The sequence below is a fragment of the Aeromonas sp. 11P genome (genome assembly GCF_051920165.1).
Classification (GTDB): domain Bacteria; phylum Pseudomonadota; class Gammaproteobacteria; order Enterobacterales; family Aeromonadaceae; genus Aeromonas; species Aeromonas veronii.
This window is the reverse complement of sequence record NZ_JBQBDJ010000004.1, coordinates 1,951,556-1,966,773: the sequence shown is the minus strand read 5'-3', so window position 1 is coordinate 1,966,773 and position 15,218 is coordinate 1,951,556. Positions and strand designations below refer to the sequence as shown.

The 15,218-nt window shown below is 57.2% G+C and carries 12 protein-coding genes; 6 read left to right on the top strand and 6 right to left on the bottom strand.

The window, feature by feature from the left end; genetic code table 11:
• Positions 1-4 precede the first annotated feature (4 nt).
• The 6 genes from nusA (at position 5) to pnp (ending at position 8,395) form a co-directional block, all read left to right on the top strand.
• Entirely contained in the window at positions 5-1,507 is a 1,503-nt protein-coding gene (nusA, locus tag ACTG1P_RS08920) for a transcription termination factor NusA (RefSeq protein ID WP_005338808.1), read from the top strand.
• Positions 1,508-1,527: 20 nt separating this feature from the next.
• On the top strand, positions 1,528-4,221 hold the full coding sequence (gene infB, locus ACTG1P_RS08915) for a translation initiation factor IF-2 (protein WP_440001050.1): 2,694 nt from the start codon (positions 1,528-1,530) through the stop codon (positions 4,219-4,221).
• A gap of 55 nt (positions 4,222-4,276) precedes the next feature.
• Positions 4,277-4,714: a 30S ribosome-binding factor RbfA gene (gene rbfA / locus ACTG1P_RS08910; RefSeq protein ID WP_005338799.1), complete on the top strand. Its 438-nt coding sequence runs from the start codon at positions 4,277-4,279 to the stop codon at positions 4,712-4,714.
• Between the two features lies 1 nt (position 4,715).
• A complete protein-coding gene (truB, locus tag ACTG1P_RS08905; protein WP_005338798.1) occupies positions 4,716-5,666 on the top strand; it encodes a tRNA pseudouridine(55) synthase TruB in 951 nt (316 codons plus the stop codon).
• A gap of 144 nt (positions 5,667-5,810) precedes the next feature.
• Entirely contained in the window at positions 5,811-6,080 is a 270-nt protein-coding gene (rpsO, locus tag ACTG1P_RS08900) for a 30S ribosomal protein S15 (RefSeq protein WP_005338797.1), read from the top strand.
• Positions 6,081-6,247: 167 nt separating this feature from the next.
• Complete coding sequence (gene pnp, locus ACTG1P_RS08895) at positions 6,248-8,395, top strand: polyribonucleotide nucleotidyltransferase (protein WP_278172128.1); 2,148 nt, start codon at positions 6,248-6,250, stop codon at positions 8,393-8,395.
• A 98-nt stretch (positions 8,396-8,493) separates the two neighbouring features.
• On the opposite strand, the gene ACTG1P_RS08890 is transcribed toward pnp, so the two are convergent.
• From ACTG1P_RS08890 to ACTG1P_RS08865, 6 genes are read right to left on the bottom strand one after another with little or no spacing between them, the layout of a single operon-like run.
• Entirely contained in the window at positions 8,494-9,552 is a 1,059-nt protein-coding gene (locus ACTG1P_RS08890) for a protein-glutamate methylesterase/protein-glutamine glutaminase (protein WP_440001049.1), read from the bottom strand.
• On the bottom strand, positions 9,549-10,040 hold the full coding sequence (gene cheD, locus ACTG1P_RS08885) for a chemoreceptor glutamine deamidase CheD (RefSeq protein WP_058059429.1): 492 nt from the start codon (positions 10,038-10,040) through the stop codon (positions 9,549-9,551). The genes ACTG1P_RS08890 and cheD overlap by 4 nt, the downstream gene beginning before the upstream one ends.
• 3 nt (positions 10,041-10,043) lie before the next feature.
• Positions 10,044-10,847: a CheR family methyltransferase gene (locus ACTG1P_RS08880; RefSeq protein WP_005349557.1), complete on the bottom strand. Its 804-nt coding sequence runs from the start codon at positions 10,845-10,847 to the stop codon at positions 10,044-10,046.
• 57 nt (positions 10,848-10,904) lie between these two features.
• Positions 10,905-12,659: a methyl-accepting chemotaxis protein gene (locus ACTG1P_RS08875; RefSeq protein WP_150995889.1), complete on the bottom strand. Its 1,755-nt coding sequence runs from the start codon at positions 12,657-12,659 to the stop codon at positions 10,905-10,907.
• Between the two features lie 43 nt (positions 12,660-12,702).
• Positions 12,703-13,272, bottom strand: a complete 570-nt coding sequence (locus ACTG1P_RS08870; protein WP_440001048.1) for a chemotaxis protein CheW — start codon at positions 13,270-13,272, stop codon at positions 12,703-12,705.
• Positions 13,273-13,284: 12 nt separating this feature from the next.
• On the bottom strand, positions 13,285-15,210 hold the full coding sequence (locus tag ACTG1P_RS08865) for a HAMP domain-containing methyl-accepting chemotaxis protein (protein WP_440001047.1): 1,926 nt from the start codon (positions 15,208-15,210) through the stop codon (positions 13,285-13,287).
• Between the last annotated feature and the right edge of the window lie 8 nt (positions 15,211-15,218).

Below are 15,218 nucleotides of genomic sequence, written 5' to 3'. Positions count from 1 at the left end.
GGATATGAATAAAGAGATTTTGCTGGTCGTTGACGCAGTATCCAACGAGAAAGCGGTACCCCGCGAGAAGATCTTCCAGGCTCTGGAAACCGCGCTGGCGACTGCGACCAAGAAGAAATATGAAGGCGAGATTGAGGTTCGGGTCGAAATCGATCGCAAGACCGGTGACTACGATACTTATCGCCGCTGGGTAGTCATTGCGGATCAAGCCGCGATGGAGAACCCCTATGCTGAAATCACCCTGGAAGCGGCGCAGATTGATCAGCCGGAAATCCAGATCGGTGAGTATGTTGAAGACCAGATCGACTCTGTGACCTTCGACCGTATCACTACCCAGACCGCCAAGCAGGTTATCGTGCAGAAAGTGCGCGAAGCCGAGCGTTCACAAGTAGTTGATCAGTTTAAAGATAAAGAAGGCACCATCATCAGTGGTGTGGTCAAGAAGAGCAACCGCGACAACGTCATTCTGGATCTGGGCAGCAATGCTGAAGCCGTGATCTTCCGTGATGACATGCTGCCGCGTGAAACCTTCCGCCCGGGCGACCGTGTCCGTGGCCTGCTCTACGCAGTACGCCCGGAAGCCCGTGGTTCCCAGCTGTTTGTCAGCCGTTCCAGCCCGGACTTCCTGAAAGAGCTGTTCCGTATTGAAGTACCGGAGATCGGTGAAGAGATGATCGAAATCATGGGCGCTGCCCGTGATCCGGGTTCCCGCGCCAAGATCGCGGTGAAGACCAACGATCGTCGTATCGACCCGATCGGTGCCTGTATCGGTATGCGTGGTGCCCGTGTGCAAGCTGTCTCCGCCGAGCTGAGTGGTGAGCGTGCAGACATCGTGCTGTACGATGACAACCCGGCCCAGTACGTGATCAATGCCATGGCTCCTGCCGATGTGGCCTCCATCATCGTTGATGAAGATAACCACACCATGGATATCGCCGTGGAAGCTGCCAACCTGGCTCAGGCCATCGGTCGCAATGGTCAGAACGTGCGTCTGGCCTCCCAGCTGACCGGTTGGGAGCTGAACGTGATGACCGTTGAGGACATGCGTGCCAAGCACCAGGCCGAAAACGACCGCATCATGAACCTGTTCACCAGCACTCTGGATATCGACGACGATTTCGCCGGTCTGCTGATGGAAGAGGGCTTCTCTACCCTGGAAGAGATCGCCTTTGTACCGGTCAACGAGCTGCTGGCTATCGACGGTCTGGATGAAGACATGGTCGAAGAGCTGCGCAAGCGCGCCAAAGATGCCCTGACTACCAAGGCACTGGCCAAAGAAGAATCTTTCGATGGCGTTGAGCCGTCCGAAGAGTTGCTCAATCTGAACGGTCTGAGCCGCGAACTGGCTTACGCTCTGGCGGGCCGTGGCGTGGGCACCCTGGAAGATTTGGCTGAGCAAGGTATCGATGACCTTGCTGATATTGAAGGGCTGACTGCCGAGAAGGCAGGTGAGCTCATTATGGCTGCTCGCAATATCTGTTGGTTCGGAGAAGAGCAGTCCGAGTAAGATCAAACGGAGGAAAATGAATGGCAGAAGTATCAGTCAAACAACTTGCCACTGACATCGACACACCGGTTGATCGTCTTCTCCAGCAGTTTGTCGATGCCGGTATCAGCAAGAGCAAGGCCGACGACATGGTCAGCGAGTCTGAGAAACAGGCTCTGCTGGCACACCTGAAGAAACAGCATGGAGGTGACGAGGTCGCCGCTCCTGCCCGCATGACCTTGCAGCGCAAGACCAAGAGCACCATCAGTGTTCAGGGGACTGGCGGCAAGAACAAGGAAGTGCAGGTAGAAGTGCGCAAGTCTCGCACCTATGTAAGACGCTCGGCGCTGGAAGATGAACAGCGTCAGGCGGAAGCCGAGGAAACAGCGCGTTTGGAAGCAGAAGAAAAAGCTCGTCGCGAGGCCGAAGAGAAGGCTCGCCTCGAAGCTGAAGAGAAGGTTCGCCGTGAGGCTGAGCAAGCTCGTCGTGAAGCTGAGGAAAAGGCGCGGATCGAGGCACAATCAAAGGCTCGACAGGCTTCACAGCCCGCCAAAGCAGCCAGTAGCACAGCTCAGCAAGAGGCAGAAAAGATGGCCAAGCGCGAAGCAGAAGAACTGAAGCGCCAACAGGAACAAACAGCTTTGAAAAAAGCTGAAGAACTCGCCGCGAAGAAAGCCGAAGAGGCTCGTCTCATGGCGGAACAGAACGCAGCCCGCTGGGCTGAAGAAGAGGCCGCTCGCGCCAAAGAGAGCAGCGACTACCATCTGACCACCAACAAGCATGCGCAAGCCGCAGAAGACGAGTTGGATCGGAAGGAAGAGACCAGCCGCCGTACTGCCGCTGCTGCCAAGGCACCGAAGAAAGCCGGTCGTCGTGAAGATGATCGCGACTCTCGCAACCCGCGAGCCCGTAAAGGCAAGCGCGGCAAGGTCGCCATGCCGAACGCCATGAAGCACGGCTTCAACAAGCCGGCTGCCGTGGTGAACCGCGACGTCGTTATCGGCGAGACCATCACCGTGGCCGAGTTGGCCAACAAGATGGCTGTCAAGGGCGTTGAAGTCATCAAGGTGATGATGAAGATGGGGGCCATGGCCACCATCAACCAGGTGATCGACCAGGAGACCGCTCAGCTGGTCGCCGAGGAGATGGGTCACAAGGTTGTGCTGCGTCGTGAGAACGAGCTGGAAGAGGCGGTACTGTCCGATCGTGACGAGACCTCCGAAGCCAAGCCGCGCGCACCGGTCGTGACCATCATGGGTCACGTTGACCACGGTAAGACCTCGCTGCTCGACTACATTCGTAAAGCCAAGGTTGCTGCTGGCGAAGCCGGTGGTATTACCCAGCATATCGGTGCTTACCACGTCCAGACCGACAGTGGCATGATCACCTTCCTGGATACTCCGGGTCACGCGGCGTTTACCTCCATGCGTGCTCGTGGTGCCAAGGCGACCGATATCGTTGTTCTGGTTGTTGCAGCGGACGACGGCGTGATGCCGCAAACCATCGAAGCTATCCAGCACGCCAAGGCTGCCGGTGTGCCGCTGGTTGTTGCGGTCAACAAGATCGACAAGCCAGAAGCGGATCCGGATCGCGTCAAGACCGAACTGGCCCGTTACAACGTCATGTCCGAAGATTGGGGTGGAGACTGCCAGTTCGTGCACGTGTCCGCCAAGTCCGGTGAAGGCATCGACGACCTGCTGGAAGCCATCCTGATCCAGGCCGAAGTACTGGAGCTGAAAGCGGTGGTTGATGGCATGGCCAACGGCGTCGTGATCGAATCCTTCCTGGATAAAGGTCGTGGTCCGGTTGCTACCGTACTGGTTCAAGAAGGTACTCTGCGTCAGGGCGACATCGTTCTGTGTGGTCTCGAGTACGGCCGTGTTCGCGCCATGCGTGACGAACTGGGTCGCGAGATCAAGGAAGCGGGTCCGTCCCTGCCGGTGGAAATCCTGGGTCTGTCCGGCGTTCCCTCTGCCGGTGACGAAGCCACCGTTGTCCGTGACGAGAAGAAAGCCCGTGAAGTGGCGCTTTATCGTCAGGGCAAGTTCCGCGAAGTCAAGCTGGCTCGCCAGCAGAAGGCCAAGCTGGAAAACATGTTCGCCAACATGACCGAGGGCGAAGTGTCCGAAGTGAACGTGGTGATCAAGGCCGACGTACAAGGTTCTGTGGAAGCGATCTGCGATGCGCTGGTCAAACTCTCCACCGACGAAGTGAAGGTGAAGATCGTGGGTTCCGGCGTAGGTGGTATCACCGAAACCGACGCGACCCTGGCTGCTGCTTCCAGCGCCATCCTGGTTGGTTTCAACGTCCGTGCCGACGCATCTGCGCGCAAGGTCATCGAATCCGAGAGCCTGGATCTGCGTTACTACTCCGTCATCTATGACCTGATCGACGAAGTGAAGCAGGCCATGAGCGGCAAGCTGGCCCCTGAGTATCGTCAGGAGATCATCGGTCTGGCTGAAGTGCGTAGCGTCTTCAAGTCTCCGAAGTTCGGCGCCGTTGCCGGCTGTATGGTTACCGAAGGTGTGGTCAAGCGTTCCAACCGTATCCGCGTCCTGCGTGACAACGTGGTTATCTATGAAGGCGAGCTGGAATCCCTGCGCCGCTTCAAGGATGACGTCAACGAAGTTCGCAACGGCTACGAGTGTGGTATCGCGGTCAAGAACTACAACGACGTGCGCGAAGGCGACCAGATCGAAGTTTACGAGACTGTTGAAATCCAACGGACTCTGTAAGCCGAGAGTTAGACAAAATAGGGGGCCGCGGCCCCCTTTTATCGCAGGATAGAATATGGCCAGAGAATTCAGCCGGACCCGTCGGGTCGGACAGCAGATCCAGCGTGAAATCGCGCTGATCCTGCAGCGCGAGGTGAAAGACCCGCGCATCGGCATGGTGACCGTTTCCGATGTGGAAGTGTCCCGTGACCTCAACTATGCCAAGATTTACGTCACCTTCTTGCAGCTGGAAAATGATGCCGAGCGCATCAAGGAAGGCTTGCAGGGTCTGACCGAAGCAGCCGGATATATCCGTAGTCTGCTGGGCAGTGCCATGCGTCTGCGCGTGGTGCCCGAGCTGCGTTTCTACTACGACCAGACCCTGGTCGAGGGGATGCGTCTCTCCAACCTGGTGACCAACACTGTGCGTGAAGACAAGCGTCGCATGGCCGAATCCGGCCGTGACGAAGAAGCTGAATCCGCACCGGATGACACGACTGAGGATAAAGCCTGAGATGACCCGAAGACGTCGTTTCAAGGGCCGTGATGTGCACGGCATTCTGCTACTGGACAAGCCGACCGGCCTGACCTCCAACGATGTGTTGCAGAAGGTCAAGCGCATCTACAACGCTGCCAAGGCCGGTCACACCGGCGCACTGGATCCGCTGGCGACCGGCATGCTGCCGATCTGCCTCGGTGAGGCCACCAAGTTCTCCCAGTATCTGCTGGAAGCGGACAAACGCTATGAGGTGACCGCCAAACTGGGCGAGCGCACCAACACCAGCGACTCCGATGGTGAGGTGGTCTCCACCCGTCCGGTGAACGTGGCTGTCGGTACCCTGATCGAGGCGCTGGACCAGTTCCGCGGCCCCATCATGCAGGTGCCGTCCATGTACTCCGCGCTCAAGCACAACGGCCGTCCGCTCTACGAATATGCCCGCGAAGGCATCGAGATCGAGCGTGAAGCCCGTCCCATCACCGTATTCGAGCTCAAACTGCTGAGCTTTGAAGGTGATGAAGTGCGCCTTGAAGTGCACTGCAGCAAAGGCACCTACATCCGCTCTCTGGTGGATGATCTGGGTGAAGTGCTGGGCTGTGGCGCCCACGTGACCCAGTTGCGCCGTACCCAGGTTGCCAGCTATCCGTACGAGCGGATGCTGACCCTGGAGCAGCTCGAGTGCATCTTCGAGCAGGCCAAGGCCGAGAGTATCCCGCCGCGCGAGCAGCTGGATCCGCTGTTGCTGCCGATGGACACCGCCGTAGCAAGCTTGCCCGAGGTGAACATGCTGGCTGTTGTGGCTGCCTATGTGAATCAGGGCCAGGCCGTGCAGGTGGCAGGTGCGCCGCAAAGCGGTCAGGTTCGCATGACGGTCGGCCCGGAGCGCGAGTTCATCGGGGTTGGCGAGATTGATGATGATGGCCGCGTCGCTCCCAAGCGACTGGTGCGTTATCACGACGAGGAGTGATCCTCAGGCGGTATCAGCGCGTCTTTCCCGTTTCGCCTCTTTATCGTTGCGAAAAGGGGCGGGGAAGATTATGATACCGCCCTCATTTCACGGCTGAATTAGAGATTGGCTGTGAACCTTTAAACACTCTACTGGAGTATTACCATGTCTCTAAATGCTGAGATCAAAGCTCAAATCGTTGCTGACAACGCTCGTTGCGCCAACGACACCGGTTCCCCCGAAGTGCAAGTTGCCCTGCTGACTGCCCAGATCAACCATCTGCAAGGTCACTTCAAAGAGCACTCCAAGGACCACCACGGTCGTCGCGGTCTGCTGCGCATGGTTTCCCAGCGTCGTAAGCTGCTGGACTACCTGAAGCGTAAAGATTCCGAGCGTTATGCTGCTCTGATCGCCAAGCTGGGTCTGCGTCGTTAATCGACCATCAGATTTCGCGAAAAAGGGGAACCGTCAGGTTCCCCTTTTTTATTGCTCTTCAAGCCGTTGCTTGCCTCACAGAATTCGCGTCGCCGCTTACCTTTTGCATCGAATCAAGTATACTTGTGCGCGAATTTAAAGAGCCAAATTGTAAAAAGGAAATTCACGTGAATCCTATTGTAAAGTCATTCCAGTACGGTCAACACACCGTCACTCTGGAAACCGGTGTGATGGCCCGTCAAGCCACTGCGGCCGTTATGGTCAGCATGGACGATACCTGCGTATTTGTGACCGTAGTCGGCAAGAAAGAGGCCGATCACGGCCGTGATTTCTTCCCGCTGACCGTCAACTACCAGGAGCGTACCTATGCTGCTGGTCGTATCCCGGGTGGTTTCTTCCGTCGTGAAGGCCGTCCGAGCGAAGGTGAGACCCTCATCTCACGTTTGATCGACCGTCCTATTCGTCCGCTGTTCCCGGAAGGCTTCCTCAATGAGGTTCAGGTCGTTGCGACCGTCATGTCCGTGAATCCGGCCGTATCCCCCGACATCGTTGCCATGATCGGTGCCTCTGCTGCACTGGCCATCTCCGGTATCCCGTTTGGCGGCCCGATCGGTGCTGCTCGCGTGGGTTACATGAACGGTCAGTATGTGCTGAACCCAACCACCACCGAACTGCCGCAGAGCGACCTGGATCTGGTAGTTGCCGGTACTGCCAACGCCGTGCTGATGGTAGAGTCCGAAGCGGCCATCCTCACCGAAGAAGTCATGCTGGGCGCCGTGGTATACGGTCACGAGCAGATGCAGACCGTGATCAATGCGATCAACGAGTTTGCCGCTGCCGTCGGCACCAAGCCGTGGGACTGGACTCCGCCTGCCGTCAACGAAGCGCTGAAAGCCAAGGTTGCCGAGCTGGCGAGCGCCGAACTGGGTGAAGCCTACCGCATCACCGAGAAGGCTGTTCGTTACGAAACCATCGCGGCCATCAAGGGGCGTGTGGTTGAGCAAGTTATCGCTTCCGGTGTGGAAGAAGATGCCAAGAAGATCGGCGAAGAGTTCCACAGCCTGGAAAGCCGCATCGTTCGTGGTCGCGTCGTACGTGGTGAGCCGCGTATCGATGGTCGCGATCCGGAAATGATCCGCGCCCTGAGCGTAGGTACCGGCATTCTGCCCCGTGCCCACGGTTCTGCCCTGTTCACCCGTGGTGAAACTCAGGCCATCGTGGTGGCCACTCTGGGTACCGAGCGTGACGCCCAGAACATCGATGAGCTGACCGGCAACCGTGCCGATCGCTTCATGCTGCACTACAACTTCCCGCCATACTGTGTCGGTGAGACCGGCATGATGGGTAGCCCGAAGCGTCGTGAAATCGGTCACGGCCGTCTGGCCAAGCGTGGCGTTGCTGCCGTGATGCCGAGCGCTGCCGAGTTCCCGTACGTGGTGCGAGTGGTCTCTGAAATCACCGAATCCAACGGTTCCTCCTCCATGGCGTCTGTCTGTGGTTCCTCTCTGGCGCTGATGGATGCCGGTGTGCCGATCAAGGCCTCCGTTGCCGGTATCGCCATGGGTCTGGTGAAGGAAGAAGAAGGTTTCGTCGTGCTGTCCGACATCTTGGGTGACGAAGATCACCTGGGCGACATGGACTTCAAAGTAGCCGGTACCACCGAAGGTGTGACCGCGCTGCAGATGGACATCAAGATCGAAGGCATCACCAAAGAGATCATGGAGATTGCTCTGAAGCAAGCTCGTGGCGCTCGTCTGCACATCCTGAAAGTGATGGATGAAGCTATCCAGGCTCCCCGTGCCCAGATCTCCGATTTCGCACCGCGTATCCACACCATCAAGATCAATCCTGAGAAGATCAAGGACGTGATCGGTAAGGGTGGTTCCGTGATCCGTGCGCTGACCGAAGAGACCGGCACCAACATCGAGCTGGATGATGACGGTACTGTACGTATATCCGCCGTGGCCAACGAAGCCGCCATGGAAGCGATCCGTCGCATCGAGGCCATCACCGCCGAGATCGAAGTGAACCGCATCTATGAAGGTAAAGTTGTTCGTCTGGCCGATTTCGGTGCATTCGTCAACATTCTGCCGGGCAAAGATGGTCTGGTACACATCTCCCAGATCACCGACGCTCGCGTGCAGAACGTGGCTGACCACCTGACCATCGGTGACGTGGTCAAGGTGAAGGTACTGGAAGTGGACCGTCAGGGCCGCGTACGTCTCTCCATCAAGGAAGCGAACGCCCCGACCGAAGCGGCTGCACCTGCTGCTGACGCCGCTCCGGCCGCTGAAGAAGCGCCTGCTGCAGAGTAATCTGCTCGCCTGATACCGGATTGGTTCCGGTTGATGTAAAAAGTCCGGCACCCCTTGGGGAGCCGGACTTTTTTATGGTCAAAACGCTCGATAAGGGATTACTTGCCGAGGATGGCGTACTGCATCTCTTGCAAGGGGAGCACATGGCGGGCGGCTCCCAGCTTGATCGCCTCTTTGGGCATGCCGAAGACCACGCAGGAGGCCTCATCCTGGGCATAGGTGTTGGCACCCGCATCCAGCATCTCGCGCAATCCCCGGGCACCATCATCCCCCATGCCGGTCATGATGATGCCGGTGGCATTCTTGCCGGCATATTTGGCGACGGAGCGAAACAGCACATCCACCGAGGGGCGATGGCGGTTGATAAGCGGCCCGTCGACTACCTCGACATGATAGTAGGCACCGCTGCGTTTGAGCAGCATATGCTTGCCTCCAGGGGCAATCAGTGCCAGCCCCGGGATCACTCGGTCATTGTTCCTCGCCTCCCGCACTTCTATCTGGCAGACCCCGTTCAACCGCTCGGCAAACATGGCGGTAAATTTCTCCGGCATGTGCTGCACGATGACAATGCCGGGGCTGACCCGGGGCAAGGCAGTCAGCACGGCTTCCAGTGCCTGGGTGCCGCCGGTCGAGGTGCCGATGGCGATGAGCCGCTCGGTGGTTTGTGCCATGGCGTGCTGGTTGGGCGCCAGCATGGCATCCGCGTTGAGCTTGGTGCTGACTGCTACAGAGGAGGGCTTGCCCACGCGCTTGAGATTGGCCTGGGCCGCAGCACGTACCGCCATGGCTAGGTCGTGGGCAGATTCTTGCAGAAAGCTTTTTATCCCCATGGTCGGTTTGGTGATGATGTCCACCGCGCCGGCAGCCATTGCCTGCAAGGTTGTCTCGGCCCCTTTTTCGGTGAGGGAGGAGCAGATCACCACCGGGGTTGGATGCTCTGCCATGATCTTGGTGAGAAAAGTGATGCCATCCATACGGGGCATCTCCACATCGAGCACGATGACGTCAGGCCACTCTTTCTTCAGTTTTTCCTGGGCAAACAGGGGATCTGATGCTGTGGCGATCACCCGGATATCAGGCTCCTGCTCCAGCACCGCTTGCAATACCTGTCTGACCACGGCGGAATCATCCACCAGCATGACCCTGATCTGCTTCATTCTCGCGACTCCCGTTGATGTGGCAGACGATGATGACGGAGCCAGACACTGCCGTTGCTGAGCTCAAAGAGCAAGCTTCGGTGGCCGCTATGGCCAAGATGATGAGCCTTGATATCAAGGCCAAGGTGTCGGGTCAGCTGCCAGGCTGCCTGAATATTTTTGGTGGCGACATTGTTGTCGCTCTGTGCGTATTGAGGCTCGGTAAACATGTTGCCACCCCCGAACAGCTTGGCCTCATATTCATGGATGGGGGCGGGATAGTGACTGGCCGCTTGCAGCAGCAAGGCGAGGGCCTCATCGGCATAGCGCCCATCCAGCTTGGCAGAGGGATTGCGCCGACTTGGCAGCATGTAGTGACACATTCCTCCCTGTTTCTGCTCCGGATGCCACAAGGTGATAGCAATACAGGAGCCCAGTACGGTTCTGACCACCACATCCTCCTTGCCAAAAAAGAGCTCTCCCGGTTGCAGGATCACCTCCCGAGTCATGACTTATCTCTTCTGATAGATGGAAGGAGAGACAAGCTGCAGGCCGTGGTGCAGGCCATGCAGGCTCTCGGCGTGGCTCACCAGCAGGTAGCCACCGGGTTTGAGTCTGGGGACCAGCCGCTGCAAAACTTGCCCTTTGGTCTCCTTGTTGAAGTAGATCATCACGTTTCTGATGAAGATGACGTCAAACATGCCGATGTCCGGCAGATCCTGATTGAGGTTGATCTGCATGAACTGCACCTTGTCCCGCAACTTGCGATCGATGATGAAGATGCCCTCCTGCAGGCCCACACCCTTGAGGCAATATTTCATCAAAAAGGGCAGTGGAATATTTTGCGCCCGCTCGATGGGGTAGCGACCGCTCATCGCCTGTTCCAGCACCCGGGACGAGATATCGGAGGCCAGGATCTCCCAGTTGAAGGTGCTGCGTTTTTCCGCGAGGGTCATGGCCAGACTGTAGGGCTCCTCGCCGGATGAGCTGGCAGCGCTCCAGACCCGCAGCGATTGCTCGGGCGGGAGCGCTGAGACTATCTCCCGCGTCAGAAACTCGAAGTGTTTGGGCTCCCTGAAAAAGTAGGTTTCGTTGGTGGTAAGGAGATCGAGCGCCAGCTGCAGTTCGCTGCTGCGATCGTTCATGATGAGCTGGAAGTAGTCGTCATAACTATCCAGCTCATAGTGGCAGAGTCGCTTCGCCAAGCGGCTGGCTACCAGCGCCTTCTTGGCCGGAGACAGCTCTATCCCCGCCGTTTGATGAAGCCAGCGTTGGAAACGGGAGAACTCATCATCATGCAGCTGGGTTTGATACAAAAAACTGTCCCTCTACCTGTGTTGTCGGAGATGGGAGAGGCAACGCCTCTCCCGTGACTAGAACCGGACAAAATCGCCATCGCCGATGGGGCGTTGGACTGTGGCGGCTCGTTCCCGACTGTTGGCATTGCTCTCGTTCATGAAGCGTCCTCGGGTATTGGGGTGAAGATGCGAGGTGGCTGCTTTACCTTCTTTGGCGTGGACCTCCAGGGTAAAGAACTCCATGGCCAGCTGCAGCTGTTCAGCCTGGCTGCTCATCTCTTCTGCTGTGGCAGCCAGCTCTTCGCTGCAAGAGGCGTTCTGCTGGGTAACCTGACTCAGCTGGTTCATGGCCTGATTGATCTGGCTGACACCAGTGGATTGCTCAACCGAAGCGGCACTGATCTCCTGTACCAGATCCGAGGTCTTGTTGATGGAAGGAACCATCTGATCGAGCAGGCGACCTGCTTTTTCCGCCATCTCGACACTGCTGGAGGCCAGCTCGCCAATCTCCTGTGCTGCAACCTGGCTGCGTTCGGCCAGTTTGCGTACCTCCGCCGCCACTACGGCAAAGCCTTTGCCGTGATCGCCAGCCCGCGCCGCTTCGATAGCTGCGTTGAGTGCCAGCAGATTGGTCTGGTAGGCGATGTCATCGATGATGCCAATCCGTCTGGCGATCTGCTTCATGGCATCCACAGTCAGTTTGACCGCTTCTCCTCCCTCTACGGCCTCTTTGGCTGCCTTGCTGGCCATGCCATCGGTGACCTGGGCATTGTCGGTATTCTGGTTGATGCTGGCGCTCATCTGTTCGATGGAGGCGCTGGTCTCCTCCATGCTGGAGGCCTGTTCACTACTGGATTGGCTGATCGACTGGGCGGTCGCGCTTACCTGCTCGGCGGCACTGGAGAGGTTGTCAGAGGCGCCGCGCACTTCGGTGACGATGTTGGTGAGCGAAGCGATGGTCTTGTTGAGCGCATCCTTGGTGGTGCCAAAGACGCCGGGGTAGTCCGCCTCAATCTGTTGGGTCAGGTCACCTTTTGCCAGACATTGCACGACCCGGATGACGTCGTTGAGGGTGCTGTCGATCACTTCGGCAATCTGGTTGATCCCTTCTCCCATCGCCTGAAAGAAGCCGCTCTTGCCAGCAAGTTCCATCCTGCGGTGCAGCTCGCCATTAATCACGGCCTGCACGATGTCGGACATCTCTTTCTCTATCATCACTTCCTTGGTTCTGTCGGCCCATTCGACCACGGACCCCAACCGTTCACCGGTATCGTTGAAGACCGGATTGGCGATCAGGGAGAAAGTGCGTCCCCCCAGCTGGATCTGGGTGCGGTAGGTGCTGTTGAGTTTGGCCAGCATAGCGCGCTGATGGCCGGGATTTTTATGAAAGCTGTCGATGTTGGCGCCCATCAGCTGATTGGCGTTGAAGCTGTATAGCTCTTTCTTGATGTCAGTTTCAGCCTGATTGAGCATGCCGGTCACAGCCTCATTCATATAGATAATGTCGAGGTTGGTATCGGCAATCATCACGTTGGTACTGGCGCAGTCGAGAGCTTTGCGAACCAATTGGTTCTCATGGAGCAGCACCTGGTTCTTTTTAATGTCGTTGCGGCTCTGCTCCAGCTTGTCACTGAGCAAGGTGACCACCTCGTTGATGGCATGTCCTACTTCACGCAAGGGGCTATCCATACCGGAAAGATCGAGTGGTGCTGGAACCTGCTCTGCCAGAACTGCGTGTTGCAGCTGGCCGATTGCGTCGAGTAACTGGGTCCGCTGCCTCACTTCGGTGGCATTGTCTCCGAAGAGTTTTCCTAAGAGTGATTGGGTCATGAGCGTTTCCTTATGCTGCATGTTGTGGAGTATGGAGGCCTTTTCAGGAGGGTTGCAGGTTGCCTTGTGGCAACCTTGCCTGTGGCTGGGCCAGTTCGTTGAGTTGAGCCATCTCATCGAGTGACAACACTTTCCCGGTATCGATGAGGATGACGAATTTGCCGTTGACCTTGCCCATGCCGCTGATGAAATCGGCCCGGATGCGGGCACCAAAACTGGGTGGGGGCTCGATATCTGCTTGTGGGATACCCAGTACTTCCGATACGGAATCCACCACAACGCCAATATCCTGACCTACAGGTTCATCGCCCTGCGGGGCCATCCCCTCAATAATGACGATGCAACTGCGGCGAGTGATGACCGAAGGTGCATTGCCAAAGCGGGCATTCAAGTCTACGACCGACACTACCGCTCCTCTGAGGTTGATTACGCCACGAATAAAACCCGGCATCATCGGAACCGGAGTGATATTGCCGTATTCGATGATCTCTTTGACCCCCAGAATATTGATGGCGAACATCTCGTTGTTGATCAGAAATGTCAGGTACTGGGCATCGCCACTGCTCTCGTCAGCGGCCGCTGATGGCACCGTGATGTCGGTGGATGTATACATGGTCGCCTCCGGTTAAAAGCGGACAAAATCCGCGTCATCAATGGAATGGGATGATGGTTGATTGGGCTGGCTGGCCCGTTGTGGGGGGGCGATGAAACTGCCTCTGGGAGGCATGCCCTTGTGGCCGGTTTCATGGGGCCTGGTGTTGAGTTGCGCACTTTTTTCCAGAGCAAAAAAGGCCATGGTTTGCTGCAGTTCGCTGGCTTGTGAGCTCATCTCTTCGGCCGTGGCTGCCAACTCCTCGCTACTGGCCGCATTCTGTTGTGTCACCTGATTAAGCTGGCTCATGGCCAGACTGATCTGGTTGGCTGCGCTGGCCTGTTCACCTGAGGCGGCATTGATCTCTTGTACCAAGTCAGAGGTCTTGCGAATGGAGGGGACGATCCTCTCCAGCAGGTTGCCAGCCCGCTCTGCCTTGCTGACGCTGTCGGAAGAGAGCTCGCCAATCTCCTGCGCTGCGATCTGGCTTCTCTCTGCCAGTTTCCTCACCTCGGCGGCAACCACCGCGAAGCCTTTGCCATGCTCTCCGGCGCGAGCCGCCTCTATGGCGGCGTTGAGGGCAAGCAGGTTGGTCTGGTAGGCGATATCATCGATGATGCTGACTTTCTTGGCGATTTGCTGCATGGCGGTCACCGTCTGCTGAACGGATTGCCCCCCATCTGTGGCCTCCAGCACCGAGTTGCTGGCCATGCTGTCGGTGATCTTGGCGTTCTCGGTGTTCTGATTGATGCTTGCGCTCATCTGTTCGATAGAGGCACTGGTCTCTTCAACGCTGGCTGCTTGCTCGCTGGTAGCCTGACTCAATGCCTGCGCTGTATTGCTCACCTGATTGGAGGCATTGGTCAGGTTGTCGGCGGCGTTGCGTACCTCTTCGATGATATTGGTCAGCGCTGTGATGGTCTGGTTGAGGCCATCTTTGGTCTGGCCAAAAATACCGGGGTAGGGTTCATCGATCCGCTGGGTCAGATCCCCCTTGGAGAGTGCGGTGGCGATGCGCATCACATCTTCCAGACTGGTATCTGTCACATGGGAGAGGCGATTCAACAGCTCGGATACCCGCTTGATATATCCCTGACGATCCTCCAGTGCAATCTTGTGGCTGAAGTCGCCCTGCTCGACGGCGGCAGTGACCAGCGTCTCGATATCCGTGATCAAGGCCCCCAGTTTCTTGACCATGTTATCCATCGCCATCAAGAGCTGACCCGCTTCATCGTTGGAGTCTATCTGGATCGATACATCCAGATTGCCATCGGCCAGACTATTGGCCACGCGCAGAGCCTGTTCGATGGGGGTGATGATGCTTTTGATCAGCAGGGTGCCAAACCAGGCGGCGAGTGCAATGCCGACCGCGATAACTACCGCCATGGTTATCAGCATCACGTCATACCAGGATTGCGCTGCGGTATATTCCGACTTGGCCACATTGAGCTGCAGGTTCACCAGCTCGGTGATTTTGTTGCCTATCGGGTCGATGGAGCCATAGAGAGAACCATCAAAATTGTTCAGCATGCCAGTAATCATGCCGTGCTGGGTGGCGAGGTATTTCTCCAGCTTGCCAATATCGGTATCGGCCGCGTTGAACAGGGTCGTCGCCTCGGCTGACAAGCGCTGTTCTTCCGGTGTGAGGGTGGTGGACTGGTAGTGATGCCACTCGTTTTTGATTGTCTGCTGGGCCTGTTGTATCTGCTTTAAAGCCTCTTCTGCCGGGATCAGCCCCGCATTGGCCTTATTGAGGTTGTCGATGATCGAGACGGCATAGCTGTCGGAAATGGTCTTCAGCTGCTTGAGAGGAACCACCCTGTCGTTGTAAACGCGCTGCAACCCGGTATTGCTGCTCTGCATGTTGTATAACCCGAGGCTGCCAACGGCCAGCAGCAGCAGGCAGAGCATGCAGAGCAGTACGATAAGACGCAATTTGATGGTGGAATTTTTTAACATGATGGTCC